General features: G+C 48.2%; 16 protein-coding genes. 11 read left to right on the top strand and 5 right to left on the bottom strand.

The genetic code is table 11. From position 1 onward, the window contains the following. Positions 1-17 precede the first annotated feature (17 nt). From AC4HNJ_RS06760 to AC4HNJ_RS06780, 5 genes are all read left to right on the top strand, one after another. Complete coding sequence (locus AC4HNJ_RS06760) at positions 18-881, top strand: transketolase family protein (protein WP_490478782.1); 864 nt, start codon at positions 18-20, stop codon at positions 879-881. Then, a complete protein-coding gene (locus AC4HNJ_RS06765; RefSeq protein ID WP_490478783.1) occupies positions 878-2,842 on the top strand; it encodes an NAD-dependent epimerase/dehydratase family protein in 1,965 nt (654 codons plus the stop codon). The genes AC4HNJ_RS06760 and AC4HNJ_RS06765 overlap by 4 nt, the downstream gene beginning before the upstream one ends. A gap of 25 nt (positions 2,843-2,867) precedes the next feature. Next, entirely contained in the window at positions 2,868-3,830 is a 963-nt protein-coding gene (locus tag AC4HNJ_RS06770) for a class I SAM-dependent methyltransferase (protein ID WP_490478784.1), read from the top strand. Beyond that, positions 3,827-4,201 carry a GtrA family protein gene (locus AC4HNJ_RS06775; protein ID WP_490478785.1) on the top strand — a complete coding sequence of 125 codons (375 nt, stop codon included), beginning with the start codon at positions 3,827-3,829 and terminating at the stop codon, positions 4,199-4,201. The genes AC4HNJ_RS06770 and AC4HNJ_RS06775 overlap by 4 nt, the downstream gene beginning before the upstream one ends. A 161-nt stretch (positions 4,202-4,362) precedes the next feature. Then, entirely contained in the window at positions 4,363-5,826 is a 1,464-nt protein-coding gene (locus tag AC4HNJ_RS06780) for a hypothetical protein (RefSeq protein ID WP_490478786.1), read from the top strand. A gap of 3 nt (positions 5,827-5,829) precedes the next feature. Here the strand turns inward: AC4HNJ_RS06780 and AC4HNJ_RS06785 are convergent, their stop codons facing one another. Both AC4HNJ_RS06785 and AC4HNJ_RS06790 read right to left on the bottom strand, forming a co-directional pair. After that, positions 5,830-6,588 (bottom strand): class I SAM-dependent methyltransferase, encoded by a 759-nt coding sequence (locus AC4HNJ_RS06785; protein ID WP_490478787.1) that lies wholly within the window; start codon positions 6,586-6,588, stop codon positions 5,830-5,832. 21 nt (positions 6,589-6,609) lie between these two features. Continuing rightward, positions 6,610-8,631: a hypothetical protein gene (locus AC4HNJ_RS06790; RefSeq protein ID WP_490478788.1), complete on the bottom strand. Its 2,022-nt coding sequence runs from the start codon at positions 8,629-8,631 to the stop codon at positions 6,610-6,612. Positions 8,632-9,338: 707 nt separating this feature from the next. Between AC4HNJ_RS06790 and AC4HNJ_RS06795 the strand changes: the two genes are divergently transcribed. The 6 genes from AC4HNJ_RS06795 (at position 9,339) to AC4HNJ_RS06820 (ending at position 17,657) form a co-directional block, all read left to right on the top strand. Further along, positions 9,339-11,123 (top strand): HAD-IIIC family phosphatase, encoded by a 1,785-nt coding sequence (locus AC4HNJ_RS06795; protein ID WP_490478789.1) that lies wholly within the window; start codon positions 9,339-9,341, stop codon positions 11,121-11,123. Positions 11,124-11,133: 10 nt separating this feature from the next. Continuing rightward, the gene (locus AC4HNJ_RS06800; RefSeq protein ID WP_490478790.1) at positions 11,134-11,376 is read left to right on the top strand and encodes an acyl carrier protein; all 243 of its coding nucleotides are present in this window, start codon (positions 11,134-11,136) and stop codon (positions 11,374-11,376) included. Further along, on the top strand, positions 11,376-12,815 hold the full coding sequence (locus AC4HNJ_RS06805; protein WP_490478791.1) for an MBOAT family O-acyltransferase: 1,440 nt from the start codon (positions 11,376-11,378) through the stop codon (positions 12,813-12,815). Before AC4HNJ_RS06800 ends, AC4HNJ_RS06805 begins: the two co-directional genes overlap by 1 nt. Continuing rightward, the gene (locus AC4HNJ_RS06810) at positions 12,802-13,995 is read left to right on the top strand and encodes a hypothetical protein (RefSeq protein WP_490478792.1); all 1,194 of its coding nucleotides are present in this window, start codon (positions 12,802-12,804) and stop codon (positions 13,993-13,995) included. Before AC4HNJ_RS06805 ends, AC4HNJ_RS06810 begins: the two co-directional genes overlap by 14 nt. 169 nt (positions 13,996-14,164) lie before the next feature. After that, positions 14,165-15,091 (top strand): class I SAM-dependent methyltransferase, encoded by a 927-nt coding sequence (locus tag AC4HNJ_RS06815; protein WP_490478793.1) that lies wholly within the window; start codon positions 14,165-14,167, stop codon positions 15,089-15,091. 829 nt (positions 15,092-15,920) lie between these two features. Then, positions 15,921-17,657: an LTA synthase family protein gene (locus AC4HNJ_RS06820; RefSeq protein ID WP_490478794.1), complete on the top strand. Its 1,737-nt coding sequence runs from the start codon at positions 15,921-15,923 to the stop codon at positions 17,655-17,657. A 345-nt stretch (positions 17,658-18,002) separates the two neighbouring features. Here AC4HNJ_RS06820 and wecB read toward each other — a convergent pair whose 3' ends face one another. The 3 genes from wecB to AC4HNJ_RS06835 all read right to left on the bottom strand — a co-directional run bounded on the left by wecB (position 18,003) and on the right by AC4HNJ_RS06835 (position 21,534). Next, entirely contained in the window at positions 18,003-19,109 is a 1,107-nt protein-coding gene (wecB, locus tag AC4HNJ_RS06825; RefSeq protein ID WP_490478795.1) for a non-hydrolyzing UDP-N-acetylglucosamine 2-epimerase, read from the bottom strand. Between the two features lie 83 nt (positions 19,110-19,192). Next, positions 19,193-20,563, bottom strand: coding sequence for a hypothetical protein (locus tag AC4HNJ_RS06830; protein WP_490478796.1), 1,371 nt, complete (start codon positions 20,561-20,563; stop codon positions 19,193-19,195). Beyond that, positions 20,560-21,534 carry a glycosyltransferase family 2 protein gene (locus AC4HNJ_RS06835; RefSeq protein ID WP_490478797.1) on the bottom strand — a complete coding sequence of 325 codons (975 nt, stop codon included), beginning with the start codon at positions 21,532-21,534 and terminating at the stop codon, positions 20,560-20,562. The genes AC4HNJ_RS06830 and AC4HNJ_RS06835 overlap by 4 nt, the downstream gene beginning before the upstream one ends. Positions 21,535-21,579: the final 45 nt, after the last annotated feature.

The following is a 21,579-nucleotide window of genomic DNA, read 5'->3' on the forward strand; positions in this document are numbered from 1 at the left end:
GTTCCGCAGACCAGAGCATGGTGTTCCTGACTGGCGATCTTGGCTTCATGGCCCTTGAGCCATTACGAGCGGCCATGGGGGAACGATTCATCAACGCCGGAATATCCGAGCAAAATATGATATCCGTAGCTGCTGCGATGGCCAAACAAGGGCTAGATGCCTGGGTTTATAGCATAGCCCCATTCTGCTATGCCCGGCCCTTTGAGCAAATTCGCAATGATGTCACCTTTCACCGCTTGCCGGTGCGACTAATTGGTAATGGCGGCGGGTATGGTTATGGAGTCATGGGACCCACTCATCACGCTATCGAAGATTATGGCGTGTTGCTAACGCTACCAAATATGAAAGTCTACATTCCCGTATTTGATGAAGACGTAACGGATGTTATCCAATTGGCCGGAAACTCTACGGAATCGACTTATATTCGTCTAGGAAGAGGCGAACCTCCGGGAGACTATGAAGTTCCTGCCTACGCTGCCTGGAGGCAATTGGTAAGCGGCCAAGGGGCCGTAATTATCGCAGTAGGTCCATTAGCCGGCACATATATCCAATCAATCCAGCAGCTGCCTGATGAAGAGCGCCCAAGCTTGTGGGCTGTATCCGAGCTTCCGCTCTCACTAAATCCGCCGCCTGCAAATCTGCTAGATCAAATTAAAGACGGCACCCGCGTTTATATCGCTGAAGAACACGTGGCAAGAGGTAGCTTTGCTTCGGAGCTTGCTTTGTACATGCTCGAGAATGACATCTTTGCTCGATTAACGCATCTTGGCGCCAAAGCGCACCACTATGCCACGTATGGCTCCCAAAAATACCTTCGAGGCGAATCTGGCCTAGATCCTTCAAGCCTTATTAATGCATTGGCTTCACGCAGAACGATATGACTACCCTTAGCCAATACATTCGCGATCTCCGCGGCCCTATCGTTGTAACGGGTGGGGCAGGTTTTGTCGGCGCAAATCTGTTTCTGAAGATATTACAACATCGTCCCGACGTTTTTGCCATTGTACAGAATGAACGGAACTGGCGACTCGAACAGGTTCCCGAAACAAACATTATTTCTGCAAACGTTAACGACCTTGCAGCTCTGAAGCATTTTGTCGATCAGATAGCGCCACGCACCGTTTTTGACTGCGTGGCCTATGGAGCCTATTCATTCGAACAAGACCCACGCCTGATCTATGAAACGAACTTTCAATCGATCATCAATTTTACAACGCTCCTGATGGAAAAGTCGGTTTCCGCGTTTGTCCATGCAGGAACCTCATCAGAATATGGGGTAAATAGCGCCGCTCCATTGGAGGAAGATCATTGCTTTCCTAATAGCCATTATGCAGTATCGAAGGTCGCAGTTTCCGAATATCTTCGATACCTCGGAAAGGCTAAGCATTTTCCGTGCGTTAATCTGCGCCTGTATTCGGTCTACGGGCCGCTTGAAGACGGCTCACGCCTGATCCCAAACTTGGTACATAAAGCTCTTTCCAGAGCCCTACCCTCTTTCGTCGATGCCAAAACCTCTCGGGATTTCGTGCACATAGATGACGTTTGTGCTGCTTTTATTTATGCAGCCGCAAAGATGAACCCCGACATCTATGGCGAAAGCTTCAATATCGGGACGGGAACGTGCACAACAATGGCTGACCTCGCTCAGCTCACACGCGAAATCTTCGACGTTAAAGAGGAGCCTAAGTTCGGGACAATGGAAGCGAGGCCTTGGGATTTGGCCGACTGGTATGCGAATCCCGACAAAGCATTTAGGGCACTGGGCTGGCAAGCTCATATTTCGCTCGCCAAAGGGCTGAAGTCAACTGCTGAATGGGTAGAAACACTGACTATCGTTGATTTGGCAAATCGGTCAAAGCAGATGACCAATAAAAAGAGGCGGAGCGTCTCCGCTATTGTGGCTTGCTACAGGGACGAGCCCGCTATACCCGTCATGTATCGACGCCTCAAAGACACTTTCAACCGGCTCGGCATCGATCACGAGATCATTTTTGTAAACGATTGCAGTCCAGATAACAGTGCTGATGTCATAAGGACGCTATCTGCCTCCGATCCAAAAGTGATTGGCATTTCTCATTCACGGAATTTTGGCTCGCAAATGGCATTTCGCAGTGGGATGGAGCTTGCCTCAAAGGACTCGGTTGTATTGCTGGACGGTGATTTGCAGGATCCTCCCGAATTAATAGAGGCCTTCTACCAAAAGTGGGAGGAAGGATTCGAAGTTATCTATGGGCGGAGGGTAAAGCGGGAAATGCCATGGCACTGGGGGCTTTTATACAAGGCCTTCTATCGTATATTTGCCGCGTTCAGTTATGTACAAATGCCTTTAGATGCTGGAGATTTTTCTCTGATAGATCGCAAAGTTGTCCAGTGGCTACTCGCTTGTCCTGAGCGCGATCTCTTCATGCGTGGATTACGAGCGTATGTAGGCTTTCGGCAAACAGGTATTGACTATATTCGTCCGGAAAGGATGTTCGGACGCACCACGAACAATTTTTCTAAAAATATCGATTGGGCTAAGAAGGGAATATTTTCCTTCAGCAACGTACCTCTTACCCTTTTAACGACAATAGGCTCCAGTTTGTTGGCACTCTCGCTGCTGGCCGCCGTTATCGTCGGCACTCTACGGCTCATATGGCCAGATATCGCCCCCAGGGGCATCACTACTGTGCTCATAGCCGTTCTAGGATTTGGCTCACTGAACCTATTTGGCATTGGCCTGGTTGGAGAGTATGTAGGGAAGATCATGATTGAGGTCAAGGGACGCCCTAGACTCATTCGCTCTGCTTTGATTCGCCATGGAACTGTGACTCCCCAAGGTACCAAGCCCGCTCAACCCTAACTGCTGCGTTAAAGTCCAAGACCCTATGCAAAATATTCCTGCCAATTCAAAAACGCATCTGTTAGATCGCACTTCACGTTCTTGCCCAACATGCGGCGCATCAAATGATCAAGCTATTCGCTTTCTTGAGGAGCGGATCGATGCCTCTCGCCTTAACAATTTCAGTTTTGCGTCTCGAAAAGAGCCCGAATTTCTCAACTATGGAATGTTGTGCTGCGAAAAATGCGGCACTGTATACGTAAACACTCCTCCGTCACAGAACGCACTAGAACGCGCCTATCATGACGCCGCATACGACAGTGCAGAGGAAGCCAATGATGCTGCTGCTTCGTATTTGCGAGAGCTCGAGCCTGTACTCACCCGAATACAGATGAATAGCGCCTTAGAGATTGGGTCTGGAACAGGCGTCCTGCTAGATAAATTATTGGACCGGGGGTTCTCAACTGTCCACGGCGTAGAGCCGTCTGTCGCAGCTATTAAATCAGCATCACCCCGTATCAGAGGCATGATCCGTGAGGGAATCTTTTGCGAGAGCCTCTACGACTCACAATCGTTCGATTTGGTTTGCTGCTTCATGACATTGGAGCACGTAGCGGCCCCCATGGATATCGCAAAATCAGCCTACCGCTTACTAAAGCCAGGCGGCGCTTTCGTGACTGTGACACATGACTATAGAAGCTTCGTCAATCGGTTAATGGGACGGCGATCGCCCATCATCGACATTGAACATATGCAGCTCTTTTCAGAAAAAAGTATAGCAACATTATATAGTCTTGCCGGATACAGCGATATAAATGTCCGCGCCTTCTCAAACACGTATGCAGCTTCTTATTGGCTAAAGTTAATGCCCATGCCAATTGAGTTCAAGCGAATTATACGTCAAATTCTTAATTTAATGGCGCTCGACCGTATTAAGTTGACCACGAATGTTGGAAACACTTTTACTTATGGGTTCAGACCTGTTGATAGCACAGGTGCTTTTAAGTGAAGTTGAACCGACGTTTTATCAAATTTATATTTATTGGCGTAATTAACACCATTTTCGGCCTAATAGCCTATACCGCGCTAATTTATTTTGGCACACACGTCTGGATCGCTCTCATTACGGGGAATGTTGCGGGAGTGCTATTTAATTTTTTAACGACGGGACGCTTTGTCTTTTCTTCACTTTCACCTGGGCGCTTTTTCCCATTCACTATCGTCTATCTATTCTGTTATCTCGCAAACTATCTCTTGCTTCGGACTCTGATTACATTTCATCTTGGCCCCATTGAAAGCCAAATAGGCGTTACACCAATAATGGCGGCCTTACAATTCTATTTGCTTTCTAAGCATGTCTTTCCCTCAAGTCAAGAGTAAGCCTCCTCATGTCATCCTTGAGCCAACTCAATGGGCCCGCCCCAAAAACTCCAAAAACATATCAAAGAACGCAGGGTACAGAACTACTGTTAATTGCGCTGATTTGCATAATTTTCGTAGCCTTTTTTTTACTTTGGGAGGGACACAAGGGCTTTAGCCTTATGGACGAGAGCTACCTTTGGTACGGCGTGCAACGTGTTATAGCAGGGGAAGTGCCCATACGAGACTTCCAGTCTTACGATCCTGGCCGCTACTACTGGTGCGCCTTGTTTCTAGAACTTACCAAAACGCGGGGCATCATGGCGATCCGCTACGCCGCTTCAGTTATGGAGTTATGCGCCCTATTTACCGCTATCGTCTCGCTTATCTCCATGACGAGCGCGAGGCAAAAGCGGGGACTCATCATTCTTGCCATAGCGATTCTCGTCACGTGGATGGTTCCCAGGCACAAGCTTTTTGACATAGCCATGTCGATTGGCCTTGTTTTCACACAGGCGCGTCTTATACAGAGTCCTGGCAAAGCAAATTACCTATTCGCTGGTCTCATGGTAGGGTTTGCGGCCTATATAGGTAGAAATCACGGTGTATATGGTATATCCGCCAGTGCACTTACTTTTTTTTATCTAGGTACACAGTGCACTCACTGGCAAGCGTGGAGGAAAGGTATTCTTCTCTATGCTGCTGGCGTTTTATTGGGATTCCTGCCCATGCTTATCACTATGGTGCTTGCGAAGGGCTTTATGTCAGCGTTCATTAACAGTGTCAAATTCATCTTCGCCGTTAAGTCGACAAATCTGCCACTCCCTGTCCCCTGGCCATGGAAGCATGGCGTTGTCAAACTATCATCGTTAGATCATTGGCGATATATTGCTACTGGTAGCTTTTTCATTTTACTTCCAGTCTTTGGCGCATTATGTAGCACGATTGCATTCATCAAACGCTGGACAGGACGCCCCATTTCCCCCCTTGTAGTTTCCTGTGCTTTTTGTGCAATCCCATACGCCCATTACGCCTATTCCAGAGCCGATGTTGCACATTTAGCCCAAGGCTCTTTTCCTACATTAATAGGCATCTTAGCCCTCCTAGCAAATTGGAGGTTACGCTGGAGCCTCCCAGCTGCTATCGCACTATTGGCTATGAGTCTTTTGATAACTACTCCACTGCATCCAGGATGGCAATGTACGCAAGCGTCCACCTGCGAGCACGCCAGAATCGGCAATGATCTGTTGTGGGTCGACCACGCCACTGCTAGCGACATTTCATTGCTGCAAGATCTAAGAAGTCACTTCACTCGAAGGGGGCAAAACTTCTACGTTATGCCGTTTATGCCAGGTGCGTACTCTTTATTTAATGCTCGCTCTCCTACTTGGGAAATCTACACTGCGTGGCCAAGGGATGCAGCGTTTCAACAGGAAGAAATAACTCGTCTCTCACACGCAGCGCCAGGATTTATACTCATAACAGATGAAGCCTTGGATGGGCGAGATACTCTACGTTTTCAGCACACACACCCTCTGATCTATCAATACATTCTCCAAAACTATCTTCCCTTGAAAGGCTACAGCGCCAATCCCTCATATAGAATCTTCGTCCCACGGGCCGACAGAGCCCCCCCGATTATTTAATTTCTATTTGCGAATAGCCCTAATGAAATACCCCAAAGGATCTTCCTTCCCTCCGAGATGGAACCACTCTGCAATATGTGAAGTCAATATAAACGCGCTGGTTAAGGGAAGTAAGATTAAAAAAAATGGAAGTCTCAGTAGAGACAAAAAAAAGTGGCGATTCGGTTTTTGCCTTAAATTTAATATCAACAATTTATTAGCTATCGCAGAAATGTCGGAGCCACGTTCTCTAATAAATATCTTCGAAAATCCATGTGTAGATAAAAGCTTCTCCAATTGTTCACAGCTAAATCGATGAAAATCATATGGAATATGATGACGCCTCGCTGACCATGGCGTACTCAACAACAAGATCGCACCAGGTTTAAGACACCTGGCAATTTCAGCAATCATTTCATCTGGCGACTCGACGTGCTCAAGAACCTCGATGCAGATAGCTCCATCAAATGACTCATCAATAAAAGGAAACACCCCCCCCGCATAATAAACAATATCTTTTCGCTTGTTACTCATACCAAAATCATTCGCATATTTAATATCTAAACCAACGTAGGTTGTCGTAGCCGGCATCCATGCACGCCAAGGGGACTGTCCAGCACCCACGTCTAATATCTGCCCCTTGAATTCCTTAATGGCCGGCCGTAAATAGCGAATAATACTATTAAACTGAAGATCAACAACTCTTCTAATGTAAAATAATAGCCAATTAGACGCCGGCGACTGGACTGGAATCGGTTTAAAGGTATCACGATCTGAATTCATGATATAAAGAATAGCTCAAAATTATTTTGGAACATATCTGATTCCATAATATTCACCAAAATCCAAGGTTTTGTCTCTTCTATAGACGGCATCATAGTCCGACAACCATGCTGATCCGTTAAAATCCTTGCACATTAACACCCAACCCGGTTTCTTTAGCCTATCTGCAACTCTTTTAAGAAATTCTCTCCTAACCGGAGGAGGTAGGTAAGCATAGTTTTCGGGACCTTGAAAAGCGCTCCAAACACTTCCCGCAACAGATCCCTCTAAATTCATTGCGGGGTCAAAGACCGTTACTGGCTCGTGATAATCGGATACTATCACTTTCATTCCAGTAGCGGCATCATTCGAGCCAGCAACGCTGGAGCATCGCCCATTGACAGCCCTATTTGATTCAACTCCAGCCGGCTGCATATAACTATAATTTCGCACCACATTTGTGGGACGAACCTCGACAAGGTTCCCTGCTCTAATAACACCACTCCATTGACCCCAGCCACCCAAAATCGGGTATGCAAGTAATGCAGACAGAGATATACACGCTACAAGTCTAGTCCATGGAAATTGACGCAGCTCGCGTAATGCCAACAGCATCAATAAAAAAAATACACTGATATTAAGTAAATTATTATCATGACTTCTACCCAGAAAGTAAGAAGCGGCCCCATAAGCAGACAGCGTAGTCACCAAAACATTATTAATCTTAGCGTCTTCCTGCTCACTATACAACAACTGATATATACTGACGATTGCAGTTACTAATGCAATTCCAAAAAAACATACAATACCATACGGATTGGCCAGCATGGCTCCCGGTGGATAAAGCACATAGGCCAGATAACCATTCAACGTTGGATAGACTCCTAGTATCCATTTATAGAAGACCGTAAAAGTTACCACTATACCGATTGCCCAGATTGCCAATTTTGCATTGGCTAGAAAAAAAGCCTTAAAACGTCTTTCTTTTTCAGATATCCCTGTGCAACGGACCCAGACACAATAAGGCCACCAGAGAACAGTTACCTGAAAAGCACTTTCAGGAGACCAAATTAGACCAACTGTCCAGATCAATTGAGAGAACCACACCTTGTGTTTAAGCAGAGGCTCATCACGATTATTTAATAGCACACATAGTAAAGCCGTTAAGGGTAAAAATCTAAAACCCGCTACAGAGGGCGTTAGACTTGGCGAACCCATGTTTGGCGGATAGGCTGTCCATACGTATACACATATAAATACAAGAAAAACGATTAGAAAATTTAATAACACATTCTGCTTTCCTCCGCATATCTTGATTGCCGCATAGATCAGCAAAACACCATAAGCAAGGTTTAAGGAAGCGACTAGTGCGTACATGCTAAACCAGCAAGATCGTCGGCATGTCATCGCGATAAGGCTAGTAGGGCCTAGTCCATATTGAAGTGGCACGTCAAAAAAGGGGCGAACCCCGGCTCGAACAAGCTGTGCAGGACCTATGTATGCACCCCAGTGATGCCAGCTTAGCCATGACACCCATGGATTTGCATAAAGACCAGTAGAGAAAGCATCGATGCTCGCAGCCGTAATGAAGAGGAAAACTGGCGCCGACCAGCGTAAGTAGTTACATGACTTATCCTCGACAGATATCAATAACAATGCAAAAAGAACCAAACATAAAAAAACCCATACGGTCTTGAACAAGAGCGGCAAGCCGTGCAGCCACCATGCGATGGTTGAAGACGTCAAGACGACTAGAAAAAGAAGCGGAAAAGACGTCCATCTAATATCTTCGTCCGTAATCTTTTTTGAAAAAATAAAAACTGCCACCGTACTAATAAGCATCAATATGATAATACCTGAATTGATTGTTGACGGTCCCAGCAAAAATACTACCACTGCAATGGTGGCAGCCACAGAAACAAATCTCCTTCCGCTCAAATAACTCCAACCCTTCGGGCTCACCCCAGTCATCAAAGGAAAGATGATCGCTGCCCCAGCGATAAGATATACGATAATTAGCGCAACTTTTTCGACGACGTAGCTACCTTGCCCTATATTGTGCATAATTTCAGCCTATATATGAAAATTAATAAGCGTAGTCTTGACGCCACGGCCAAATTACTTCGACGAATGTCGAGCGCATGTGCTTCTCTTCTTTGTTGCCGATTTCCTCATGTGCCGGAAGCAATTCCGTTGATAGACTGCTCCGTGCCGCATCCTGACAACCCATCTTTTCCATACTAAGCCTTCTTGCTTGAACTCAGATATCTATATGTACTATCCCTTTGGATAGTCAAATTTATACCTCATCGCCGAAATGAGTACGCTTTTCTTATTAAGGTAACAGCAATTGACCAAAGAACGCTACTTGCGCGGTCAACAATAACGCTTACGCGCCTACGACAATAAATACCACGCCACCCATTCACTGGAGATGTGGCCAAGCCACAGTCAATTGTGGCTCTTTCACTGCTTGAAAGGATATGCTCAAATGGCTTTAAAAAGTTGCGGCCATCCATGTCAGTTCGTTATCTTCAGAGAAGTAAGGGCACGCAGAAAGTTAGATCACGCCGTGACGTCCAGACACAAAAATGTCTAGTCGAGGAGGCATTCTCAGTCCATAGGTGCTCTCAATACAGGGCATCCTGCTGAGTAGCCTCTTACCGCCATGGCGTCAAACCCACGTTCGCGTTGGCCCCGTGCTACAAGGCCAATCATCGAGAACTGTACTAAGGCAACTCAGTCAACGTATGGATATACACAAGTTCCACTTGGAAAAGAACGACGGCTCCGCGTTCGAATACTTCAAATTGATGAAAGAAGTAAAGCGGCTTGATGAGCTTAGAGCGTGTGCCGGCAGGACGGTTCGGCTAGCTCTACTTGCCGATTGTGCTACACAACATCTGACCATGCTTGTCCAAGTGATCGGAGCACGTCGAGGGCTTGCGATCGAGGTATACGAAGCAGGTTACGATACGATCGAACTTGAAGTGTTCAATCCTGCATCCAATCTGTATGCATTTGAACCAGACTTTATTTTGATAATGAAGTCAACTGAAAAACTCAAACGGAAAATCTATTCGGGGCACCGCGTAGGTACCGAATACGTGACAAAACAGTTATCTCCGCTATGGACTGCGATCAAGGCGCACTCTCGCGCGACGGTCATTCAGTCGACTTTTGTATTGCCACTGGAACGCCCCTTTGGCCACTATGGGCGTATGGTACCCGTGGCATCCGATCAATTCGTCGCTGAGGTGAACCAAAAAGTTGTCGAGTTAGCTCGCCTAGACAGCCAAGTTATTTTGCAGGATGTGGACTATCTCGCCGCTTCGGTAGGGCGTCGCCATTGGATAGACGAAAAAATGTGGGCGCTCGCCAAGGAACCCTGCGCGCTCGAGTATATGCCGCTTCTTGGTCACAGCCTCGTCGACATAATGGGAGCGTCGGTTGGCAAGATAGTTAAGTGCATTGTTCTCGACTTGGACAACACACTATGGGGGGGAGTCATTGGTGACGATGGACTTGAAGGCATCCGACTAGGGGATATAGAAGATGGTGAAGCCTTTGTGGCGTTCCAGCATTTTATTCTCAGCCTCAAAAACCGAGGAATTATCCTTGCCGTATGCAGTAAGAACGATCACCACAATGCAACCCTACCCTTCCAACACCATCCTGAGATGGTGCTCAAAGAAAGCGACATCGCTATCTTTATCGCAAACTGGAACAACAAAGCAGATAATATCCGCCACATCCAGCAAACGCTAAATATTGGCTTCGATTCAATCGTCTTTCTGGATGACAACCCATTCGAACGTAACCTTGTTCGAGAGTTGCTACCTGAAGTTATCGTTCCGGAATTACCCGATGATCCTGCGCAATATGTTCGCTCTTTGGCGGAACTAAATCTCTTTGAGGCGGCGAGCTATTCCGAAGCAGATGCCGAACGTGCTGACATGTATCGCCTGGAAGCCCAGCGCGAGCAAGCGAAATTTAGTTTCGATCATATTGAAGATTATTTACTTTCATTGAACATGACGATCACGTTGGAGCGATTTAACGCTTTTAATCTTCCACGCATTGCACAGCTCATCCAACGCAGCAATCAATTCAACCTCACTACAAGGCGCTATAGTGAAAGCGATTGTCTGGCACTTATGCAGGATGCCCATGACTCATTTCCCTTTACGCTGACGCTTGAGGACAGATTCGGCAATTATGGCTTAATTTCCGTTGTCGTGCTAAAACGCTTTAAAAACGCTCTCGTCATCGACGAGTATTTAATGAGCTGCAGGGTCCTTCAACGCGGCGTAGAGAACTTCGCCATGAACCATATTGTCCGCCTTGCTCGCCAGCTTGACCTTGCGCACGTAAAAGGTTGCTACATACCAACGAAGAAGAACGGAATGGTTAAGCATTTCTATAAAGATTTCGGCTTCGAAATAGTCGAAGAAATGCCGGATGGAACGACTCACTGGGCTCTCCCCGTTGACGCCTACCAGGATAGGCCCGTTTTTGCGCGTGACGCAGCCCCTCAATCCCCGTCATTGATCTAAAGGAAAGCACATGGATCGCACTCACATACATGAAAAGCTTACAGCCATATTTCGGGATGTGCTCGACGACGATACGCTCATCCTTTCCGACACAATGACCGCAGACGATGTCGACGGCTGGGACTCTCTCTCTCACGTGAACCTACTTGTCGCCGTGGAAAAAGGATTCAATATCCGCATGTCCACTCGCGAGGTAAAAAACATGCGTAATGTCGGTGACTTTATTGATCTGATTTCACAAAAGACCCCCTGATGAATTTCACTTCCCTACCATTCCTGATCGGGCTGACTATCGCAATACCTGTTTTTTACCTCGTTCCAGCGAAGTCCAAATGCACCTACTTGTTGGTACTGTCCTATCTCTTTTACTTTACGTGGAGCGTCGGCTACTCGCTTCTGATGGCTGGAGTGAGCTTAATCATTTATGCAGCCGCACGAGTCATAGGCTCAAGCAAGTCCGAGGGCATCAGGAACTGTGCACTGCTGATTGCTATTACCAGCCTGCTCGGAGTGCTTGTCTTTTTCAAGTACGACCAGACGCTCACTGCGATCTGCAGCTATCTGAAGGCGCCAAGCATTGCTGCTCTATTCAATGGCCTGATCATTCCGATCGGAATTTCCTATTACCTCTTCAAATCCATCAGCTATATTCTTGACGTCTACTGGGAAAGCGTACCTGCCTCGCGGGATGTCATAGCCGTAAGTCTTTATGTAGCATTCTTTCCACAGATCCTGAGTGGCCCTATCCAGCGTTCTCCGGAGTTTTTCGAGCAAATTACGGCTCCAACCTTCGGCACGCTGCAGCCAGCTGTTTTTGAGCGTGCCGTCGCACTACTTCTTTTAGGCTTCTTTGAAAAGCTTGTCGTCGCTGATCATATTGGCGCCTTAGTTCATGCTATTGATGCCGATCTAGGCGCCAGTGGTGGATTATTACTGGCCGCCCAGTATGGCTACGCTCTCCAGCTCTTCGCAGATTTCTCAGGGGTCACCCACATTGCAATCGGGATAGGTCTATTCTTCGGAATTGAAGGGCCACCTAACTTTGACCGGCCATTTCGCGCCAACAATATCCAGGAATACTGGCGCGGCTGGCATATGAGTCTGACTACTTGGCTGACCGACTACCTGTTCATGCCGCTGCGCATGGCTTTGCGCAACCTTGGCTTTATAGCGCTCCCGCTGAGCATCATGATCAACATGGTGCTTATTGGGATCTGGCACGGTGACAACTGGACATTTCTAGTATTCGGTGTCATCCATGGTATCTTCATGACTGGCTCAGCCTTGACACTGAGAGCAAGAAACGTGTTCTTCAAGGGACATCCCTTTCTTGCGAAGGTGCGAAAGTTCTACGCCCCAATTGTCACGTTCCATATGGTCTGCTTTGCACTCGCCATCTTCCGCGAACCATCCATATCTTCGGCAATTCTCGACATACGTGGCATCGCCGAACGCCCCTTCACCGGTCCGCTCCCACCATCTATCAATCGTGATCTCCTGATTCCTGCCTTAGCGTCTGCCCTGATCGCGTTTGATCTAGGCACAGGCTATTTGAGGTTATGCCGTTTGGGCGAGATGATCTTCGGCAACAACGGATCGGCCCGTCGATGGGTTGGTTACGCAACTGCGTTAATGGCCATCCTTCTGCTAGCAAGCAGCAACAGCGGCGAGTTCATTTATGCGCGATTCTAAACTCTCCACGCAGCGCTTGCTTCTGCTGCTTCTACTGGGAGCAGCAACATTTGCGACCCTCGATTTCGGCATTTTCCGGTCACGCTTATACGATCGTTGGCTATCTCCGACATCCATCGCAGGATTCGCCTACTGGGTTGCTCACTTCGAGAAACTCAGGCCTGCGGATCCGGCAAGGGATGTCTTGCTTACTGGTGATTCGCGCATGAGCGAAGGGTTTTCTGCGCGGCTGGCCAACAGCGGCGCCTTAGGAAAGAAGCTCCACTTTGTCCAGGCCGGCATTCCGGGGACATCGCTTCGTTCCTGGTACTACTTGTTGAAGTATATGGATCCAAATGCCAATCGATATTTGGCCGTTGTCATCAGCCTCCCCAGCTATCGCGAAGTCTCTCCTGCAGAGCCGTCATTCGACGATCGTGAACTGGATGCCGATATTCTAGCTCCCATAATCACAACACGGGATTTTATCGACCTGGCGGACACATTCCCCTCTCCAGAAAAGCGTTTGGTGATGTGGTCGCATGCGGCGATTTGGGCACTCAATTATCGCATGGATGTACAAGACTTTCTGCTTCATCCAAAGCAGCGCATCAGAGCCACTCGCTGGCGCGTACGCATCGGCATCCATCTTGGCGACGAGTATCTTGGTCACCCGGAATCGATGACTGGGCTTGCTCTTAATTCTACAACGGGTGCGCTGGCATATCCTTCCAGATTGACCGCAAGCCAGAGACACATCGTGTTTGAGCGATTTGTTCATCCTTATAATTATTCAGCATCTGCATTTGATGCCTACACGAGCAAATGGCTAAGCCAAATTTGTGCCCGCTACGCACAAAGTAATACGAAAATTATCTTCGTACGCGTCCCTACTTCACCTCTCCCCCAGGTATTTCACGAATCGACAAAACCGTTGGCGCATTTCGCCAGAACGTTGACACGTTACTCCAATGTCACGTTTGTGGCCGAAGACTCATTTCTGAATCTCGAAGCCCCTGAATACTTTTTTGACACCAATCACCTCAATGCCCTAGGGAGAACTCGGTTCACAGCAGAATTAGTACCCGTGCTCAACGCGATGCTATCGACGTCAGAGAAAGGGATTTCCGAGGCTAAAGACTCGAGCTACACGACTAGTGGTGGTATCACGCAGACGCTTTCAAGCTCGCATAGCCTATAGTTAAAGCCGTGGCGTCCAAGGCTGGTGTAATGAAATGCTGGCTTCCGGTGTTCTATTGTTGCGGGTTCAAGAAACAGGTTGTTTCATCATTAGCAAAAGGTAATCCAGAATCATTATTCGCAAGGTCACCAGCCGAGTTAGGTGCAGTTCCAGCCCGGAGAAAAGGACGATGTTCAAATCCGCTAAATCCATTCTGCGTAAGGGCCTGAATCGGTGGACTCCCTGCCGACCCATGCCGCCACCGCCCTGGTGCATGAAGCTAAAATCGCATGCTGAATACGAACAGGTTCGTGAAATACAGTCGTCTCGCTTTGCCGCCCGCCGAATGATTGAAGGTGAGCTGGAAGAACAGCTGGTGGCTGACGGTACATCAGTGATGCCTGGTTACTGCTGGGTATGTCGCCGGGTCGAGTCATTTATCTATGACCGTAGTTACTCCGGCGAATCCAGTGTCAATTGGCGCGAACGACTCGTCTGTCCACGCTGCCGCTTGAATAATCGACTACGCCTGACCGCTCAAGTGCTCGATCGACTGGTTGGTCCCACTAAACCTCGAATCTATATGACGGAGCAGGTCACACCTTTTGCGAGATACGTGTCCAGCCGATATCCGTTCACCATCAAAAGTGAGTATCTCGGTCCGGAGTACAGCGCGGGGGCCTTCAATCTTCGAGGCGTTCGCCACGAAGATGTAACAGCACTGAGCTTTGAAAATAACTCTTTCGATTTTGTCTTGACTTTTGACGTACTTGAACATGTCCCCGCGTACAAATCTGCACTCCGGGAATTTGAACGTGTTCTAAGGCGAGGAGGGAAAGTCATTATGACGGTCCCGTTCGTACTTTCTTATGAGCATAGTCTCATTCGAGCCACGGTAGACGCCAATGATGGAGAAGTCCGACATCTTCTTCCCCCGGAATTTCACGGGGATCCTGTTGATCCGCAAGCGGGGATCCTTTGTTATTACCATTTTGGCTGGGATCTTCTTGAAGATTTTTATTCCTGCGGCTTCACCGATGTAAACCTCCACTTGTACTGGTCACTGGAGTTTGGCCACATCGGTCACGAGCAAATCATGATCGAAGCCACCAAATAGCGCGACTCTCCGGCTTGATTGGAAGATGACTCGCCCGGCGTTCTGGTGAACTTGAGAGAGCCCGCTCCGCTCGATGCGCCACGGCGCTCGTAGGTTGGACAGTCGAGTCTAAAATCACATTTGAGAGCCTCTGATTGTCCCTTGCTCGGCCGACAGTCATCCCCCCCCTTGTCTAGACAAGCTACACCCCTGCCAAGCGAGGAGAACCTGATGCGGCGAATGCTCTTTAGTCGATTGGGGGTCTGCCCATTCGTAGTATTTGGTGGGAATGCTTTCTCCAAAGAGGAAGATTGACGCTGGGACCGCCTCGATTTTCGGTCGGCAGCGCGACAACTGAAAGCGGTGCCTTCACAAACCCCTGCGCATCAGACCTACGGCGTATAGACCGCCACTCATGAATTCCAGGTGCTCCGGAACGCCTGTCTGGCGTGCGCATCGGCCTCCCGCTGCATTTGGCGTCATAATTGTGTAATCTTTCTTGAAGCTGACGAATTTTCCAGCTTTTGGTTTTTACATGCAGGGGGACTCGCAGATATATGCGCTAGCGCAAGCCCGAATAGCCGGTGCCTATCGCCTCAACTAAGACGGTCGAGTCTTACTGGAACGGCACCGGTTATAGGCAAGTGCATGTCAGCGCGGGGTATTTCATTTCGGCAGCCGTCCAGGCTGCTCAACAAAACTGGGGCTTTTCAAGTTCGACAAGAGCGATATGACTACTACGGGGGAGTCAATGAACGCAATTTGGTCACGAGCCAGAGAACGCGCCCGTGCTGTGATAAATGCCACAGGCCCATGGGCAATAGGTGCACGCGTGGCGATAATAGCGCTGGTGAGTACCGTCATCGCCTGCTGCTCCGATACAGCATGGTATTTCACCCTTGACCTTGGACTCATCTGGCGGAACGGCCTACCCATTGCGTTGTTTATCCTGCTTATCTATGGCCTCAGTGGTCGCTTTCTTCTTTCGATCGTTATAAGCAGCGGTATAACGCGTGCTGTTTATGCCTTAAGCGCGGTCAAGGTATTCAACCTAAATCAACCTCTTGTGCCGGGCGATTTAGTACTCGGAAAGCAGGTATTGAGTCACATGGGCTTTTTTGCCCACTATACGGGTCACCGTCTATATCTCCTGCTGTTGGCCGTTGCGGCATTTATGCTACTGCTCTACGGCATCTGGCTTGTGGAAGGCCGCTGGCCAAAGCCACGATCGTTGGCACGTGTAACAGTAACACTGCTGTCCGCCATCGCTCTTTTCACGCTCTACCAAGGTGCTGGTTTTTGGCGGAACGTTTATTCTCTTAATGCACTACCTGGTTTTCAGCCATGGGATCCCATGCAAAGCGTGCATCAAGTCGGGCTCATGGCAGGACTGGTCAAAATGACTCAGGACTCCGGCAGCCCAATCCCGCAACCTGATACGACCCTCGTTACAAGCTTCGCCCGGTCGCATGCTAAAGAGGTAGCCGCCCTAGCGACACGAAAGCCTCCTGCAGAGCTACCGGATATCGTCATGGTGCAGAGCGAAGCGTTCTTTGACCCTGGTGTGATGCGAGGAGTTAATTATGGGCAGTTTGTACCCAACTTCGAACGGATCGCTGCGACCGGAATCACGGGAAGCTTAACAACGCCCACCTACGGAGGTGGCACGATTCGCACGGAATTTGAAACCTTGACCGGTTATCCAATGGAGGCGTTTCCGGCCGTTACCTACCCCTATTACGGCCTTGCAGCTCGATGGATGCCAACTGTACCGCATCGCCTTGAAGCCTTCGGGTATTCAACTACCCTATTCCACCCATTTAGTGCAGGCTTTTGGAATCGGGATCTCGTCATGCCGCAACTAGGCTTTCAACATAGCTACTACGAGAACGATTTCCAGAACGCTGCTCACGCCGGCGAGTACATATCAGATCGAGCGCTTTTCAATTTCGTGCTGGCGCATCTCGACAATACTGAAACAACGCCCCAGTACGACATGGTTATCACCATGGAAAATCATGGTCCGTGGGACTTCAATCCCGGTCCACTAGCTCGACTACTGAAGGATCATCCACTGCCGCATGACCTCTCCCCTGCGGGTACCAAAGAAATGACCTATTACCTGTCTCATCTGGTCAACGGCGACCAGGCTCTCGGGGACTTTTCGAAAGCACTGATGGCGAGACGGCATTGGACAATCCTGATTTTCTACGGCGATCATCTTCCTGCATTGCCACATGCATTCGCTGACCTTGGATTCGACGATGGCAAAGCAAACATCGAGGAACACACCCGCTACATGTTGATATCCAACCGGCCACTAACACCACAGCGACTCAATCTCAGCGCGTATGAATTACCTAGCTTGCTATTCGACACCGTAGGCTTACCGGAGGACGGTGACCTAGCGGTCTCCTCCTTAATAAGAAGGCTCGCCAACAACAAGGATTCAATCCGGACCGAGAACTATCAGCAAGTGCTATTCAATGCGGCCGTGCTGGAAGTGAGTTGTAAAAAAAAGCTGAGTGAAACCGGATCTTGCAAACAGCAGACCCGATCGCCTATCGCGTCAGCAATATCGAACTAATAATCACTTCTAGAAATTATTTATATAAGTCATAGAAAATAAATAAAATGCGATGCACAATTCATAAAAATAATTATGAAACAATTTTCAACATTTTATACTATAGTATAAAATGTATGGATTGAGAAAAATCGAATAAAATTACATCCGAGGTCAAAAGGCGGCGTAAAACCCGTAAAGACCAAATATTGACAACATCCATCGAGTCTTGATCGATTTAAGCATGCCAGACCTTTAATAAACGCGATCAACTTACACGAGTAGAAAAGCCGTTTAGTTCTCCAGCTTGTCCAAAACATCCAAGACCACAATCAATTCAGCTGCAAGCATTCTCCCAAGGGCACGTTAAGTTGTTGGAAAAAAAGAATTGCGTAGCACCGAAACAATACGACCTGCAGCCTGACCGTCGCCATAGGGCGATACCCCTCGCGCCATCGCCCGATAAGCCTCCTCACTATCGAGTAAGCGTGACGCCTCCTCAACTATACGCGCCTCATCGGTACCAACTAAACGGACGACACCCTCATCAACGGCTTCCGGACGTTCTGTTTCGGCGCGCAGCACTAGAACGGGCTTGCCCAATGCTGGCGCTTCCTCTTGCACGCCTCCCGAATCAGTGAGTATCAAGCAAGCACGTTTCTGCGCCTCCACAAATGGTGCGTAATCCAATGGATCACAAAGTAGGATTCGTGGATGTCCACCGAGCAATTCGTGCGCAACCGTACTTACATTCGGGTTGGGGTGTACGGGATAAACGACCTCTATGTCGGCATATCGGTCAAGTAGCTGAAGAAGCGCACGACAAATCGCCCTAAATGGCTCCCCAAAATTTTCGCGACGATGAGCCGTGACCAATATCAATCTTTTTTTTGGATCAAGTGCGATATCTAAAGGCCATTCACTCGCGGCGACATCAAGCAAGGCATCGACCACAGTATTACCTGTAACGTGTATCGCGCTATCCGCAATACCTTCCCTCAACAGGTTTCGTCGAGATCGTTCAGTTGGGACAAAATGCCATCTAGCTAGATGTCCTGCCACTAATCTATTCATCTCTTCTGGGAAGGGATTATCGAGATCGTGTGTCCGCAGCCCCGCCTCAACATGACCAAAGGGTATTCGGCGATAGAACGCCACCAGTGCCGCCGCCATGACAGTTGTTGTATCGCCTTGCGCTAGCACGACGTCAGGCATTAGCGCGGTGAACTTTTCATCGAGCCCGGTGATCAACCGCGCGGTGAGTTCAGGCAGCGTCTGATTCGGACGCATGATGTCAAGGTCAACGTCAGGATGTATATCAAACAGCGCCAGCACCTGATCTAGAAGATGCCGATGTTGCGCTGTGGCTAGCACAGTCACGCGTGCCCACGACTCGCGCCTCAAAGCCTTTATCAACGGCGCCATTTTTATGCCTTCCGGGCGGGTACCAACAATACAAATGATATGCTTCATAAATTCTCTCGGTTCCAAAGTTCGCATGTAAGCGTCACGACACATATACGCGATTTAAATAAGCACGTGTTTAAACTTGATGCCTACTGATGCAAAATCAGATGTCCATTTTTTTCGACCAAGCAAATACCAACTACACCCGTACAGGGATCAACGCTATTTGCCGATAACTTAATTATCTTGACTGTAATCTCGCGATCTGCGTAATAAAGCCTTAACGCAGCACCTTGTGCCCACGAAAAGGGATCGAAGTATGGCTGTGCAACCCCAATAGTTACTTCGGATGGTACGGGTTCTCCCTTCATATCACGCACGTAGTCCTTCATCAAACGAAAGCTATAAGCTCCCTTTTGAAGATAGAAATTCTTAGACCATTCCCATTGATGAGAATAAAAAGGCCATCCAAGCAACACGAGAGCTAACAACACTGTCAGGGCCGTTGCCATTCCGGTGCGTGGCTTAATGGAGCACAGTGTCAGTGCAATAAAGAAATGCGGCGCATATAGGTAGAGCGTATTGTGCTGATTCGGCATGACGAGAACCGCCGCCATCAAGGCAATAGCAGATATTAAGCCAGCAAGAGCCGCTCTGGAGGTAAACCCGAGAACAACCAAGGCAATGAGCAACACATATCCCAATATCAGATAAGAGTGGCCTTGTATATAGAATGCCTGTGATACGTAATAAGCTGCATTATCAAGACAAGTTGACAGCGAAAACGTGAGCTTGTACGCGCCTTTCGAGACAAAGACCTCATCAAGTCGATATAGTCTAAGATAAATTAAGCCAAATACGACCGTTATCAGGATGTGTGGCACAAGACGTATGAGACGGCGATTAAACGACTGTCCTTTTATTACTAAAAATTCCCAACTCGTTAGAACTACAATCAAAGCCAAAGCAAATTCTTTGCAGCGAATCGCCAGAAAATGTGTCAAAGCTGCGGCGGTAACCAGCAACAATTTATTCCACCGCACTGCATTACTGGACTGGATATAAAACAGTACGCACAGTAGACACCATGTGGCACCCGCCAAGTCAAAGATGGCGCCCACCCAATGCACAGCTATAAGAGTACTGCACCAAGCCGCAGCAACTATAGCCGCTATTAATGCCCTATTCGTCGGCAATATCCGACGAGCCAATGAAAAAAAAACTGCACAATTGATGATATGCAGCAATAGCCATAGTACGTTATATGGATGGCTATCTAAACCGAACAACCGATACATCAAGAAAATAAATATGAATCCGGCGGGACGATCGTTATAAATGCTTTGCGGAAATATATGAAATATATCCGTCCATTTATCAAACGCTGCCCGTTCAAGCCAGCCCCAATCATCTGCATAGAAATAATGCGCTACGTTAAGCGTCCAAAAATTAACTGCCAACGCCGCCGCAATAACAGCTATCAAGCACGCCAGATTGCGCCATGGCATCATTGCCCTCATGCCTCGCGCTCCCTACCAGCATCACGATAATATTTTTTGACAAAATAAAGTGGGCGATTCTTTGTCTGATTGAACATCCTTCCAATGTACTCACCGAGAACACCAATTGCCACGAGCTGCACGCCACCAAGGAAAAGCACCGAGCACATCAGAGAAGGGTAACCAGCCACCGGATTTCCGAAGACCATTGTCTTGATGACGACGCAGAGCCCATAGCTTCCGGCAATGAATGCAACAAATGCCCCAAAATAAGAAGATACCTTCAACGGCGCGATCGAAAAGGATGTAATACCCTCAAGCGCAAAGTTCCATAGTTTGATGTAGTTAAACTTCGACTGGCCAGCAAAGCGCGGGTCCCTGTCATATTCCACGGCAATAGCATCATAGCCAATCCAGGCAAACAACCCCTTCATAAAACGATGCTGCTCACGTAATTGCAGCAATGCATCGACGGCACGACGACTAAGAAGACGAAAATCACCGGTATCTGCGGGAATCTCTACCCTCGACAGTCCTCCGATCACGCGATAGAAAAGACCTGCAGTGGCTCGTTTCAGCCAGGTTTCTCCGTGACGCTTACGCCTAGTGGCATAGACATTGTCAAAACCATCTCGCCAGCGACTCAAAAGTTCTGGAATCAATTCAGGAGGGTCTTGCAAGTCAGCGTCAATGATCACTACCGCATCGCCCCGACTGTAATCCATACCAGCCGTCATTGCGCTTTCTTTACCAAAATTACGACTAAGATCAATGCATGCAATGAGATCACTTTCTGCACAAAATTTGCTCAAAAGCGCCAAAGATCGATCCCCACTTCCGTCGTTGACGTAAATCACTTCAAATGACTCACCGACTTCCTGTAACACGCGCAGCAACCGAGCATGAAATTCAGGCAACACATCTTGTTCGTTATAAACTGGAACAACAATGCTAAGTGTTGGCACAACATCATTCATATTGATTAAGCCCATGTATCCTCCCTAATCGGAGCCACCCTCATTGGGCGCATGCACGAT

The organism is Dyella sp. SYSU CM1112 (assembly GCF_058216415.1).

Excerpts from the sequence above, each read along its gene's own strand:
- AC4HNJ_RS06785 (WP_490478787.1), bottom strand. The coding sequence starts at position 6,588 with ATGAATTCAGATCGTGATACCTTTAAACCGATTCCAGTCCAGTCGCCG.
- AC4HNJ_RS06770 (WP_490478784.1), top strand. The coding sequence starts at position 2,868 with ATGCAAAATATTCCTGCCAATTCAAAAACGCATCTGTTAGATCGCACT.
- AC4HNJ_RS06800 (WP_490478790.1), top strand. The coding sequence starts at position 11,134 with ATGGATCGCACTCACATACATGAAAAGCTTACAGCCATATTTCGGGAT.
- AC4HNJ_RS06805 (WP_490478791.1), top strand. The coding sequence starts at position 11,376 with ATGAATTTCACTTCCCTACCATTCCTGATCGGGCTGACTATCGCAATA.
- wecB (WP_490478795.1), bottom strand. The coding sequence starts at position 19,109 with ATGAAGCATATCATTTGTATTGTTGGTACCCGCCCGGAAGGCATAAAA.
- AC4HNJ_RS06830 (WP_490478796.1), bottom strand. The coding sequence starts at position 20,563 with ATGAGGGCAATGATGCCATGGCGCAATCTGGCGTGCTTGATAGCTGTT.
- AC4HNJ_RS06790 (WP_490478788.1), bottom strand. The coding sequence starts at position 8,631 with ATGCACAATATAGGGCAAGGTAGCTACGTCGTCGAAAAAGTTGCGCTA.
- AC4HNJ_RS06780 (WP_490478786.1), top strand. The coding sequence starts at position 4,363 with ATGGACGAGAGCTACCTTTGGTACGGCGTGCAACGTGTTATAGCAGGG.
- AC4HNJ_RS06765 (WP_490478783.1), top strand. The coding sequence starts at position 878 with ATGACTACCCTTAGCCAATACATTCGCGATCTCCGCGGCCCTATCGTT.
- AC4HNJ_RS06835 (WP_490478797.1), bottom strand. The coding sequence starts at position 21,534 with ATGGGCTTAATCAATATGAATGATGTTGTGCCAACACTTAGCATTGTT.
- AC4HNJ_RS06815 (WP_490478793.1), top strand. The coding sequence starts at position 14,165 with ATGTTCAAATCCGCTAAATCCATTCTGCGTAAGGGCCTGAATCGGTGG.
- AC4HNJ_RS06760 (WP_490478782.1), top strand. The coding sequence starts at position 18 with ATGGTGTTCCTGACTGGCGATCTTGGCTTCATGGCCCTTGAGCCATTA.
- AC4HNJ_RS06810 (WP_490478792.1), top strand. The coding sequence starts at position 12,802 with ATGCGCGATTCTAAACTCTCCACGCAGCGCTTGCTTCTGCTGCTTCTA.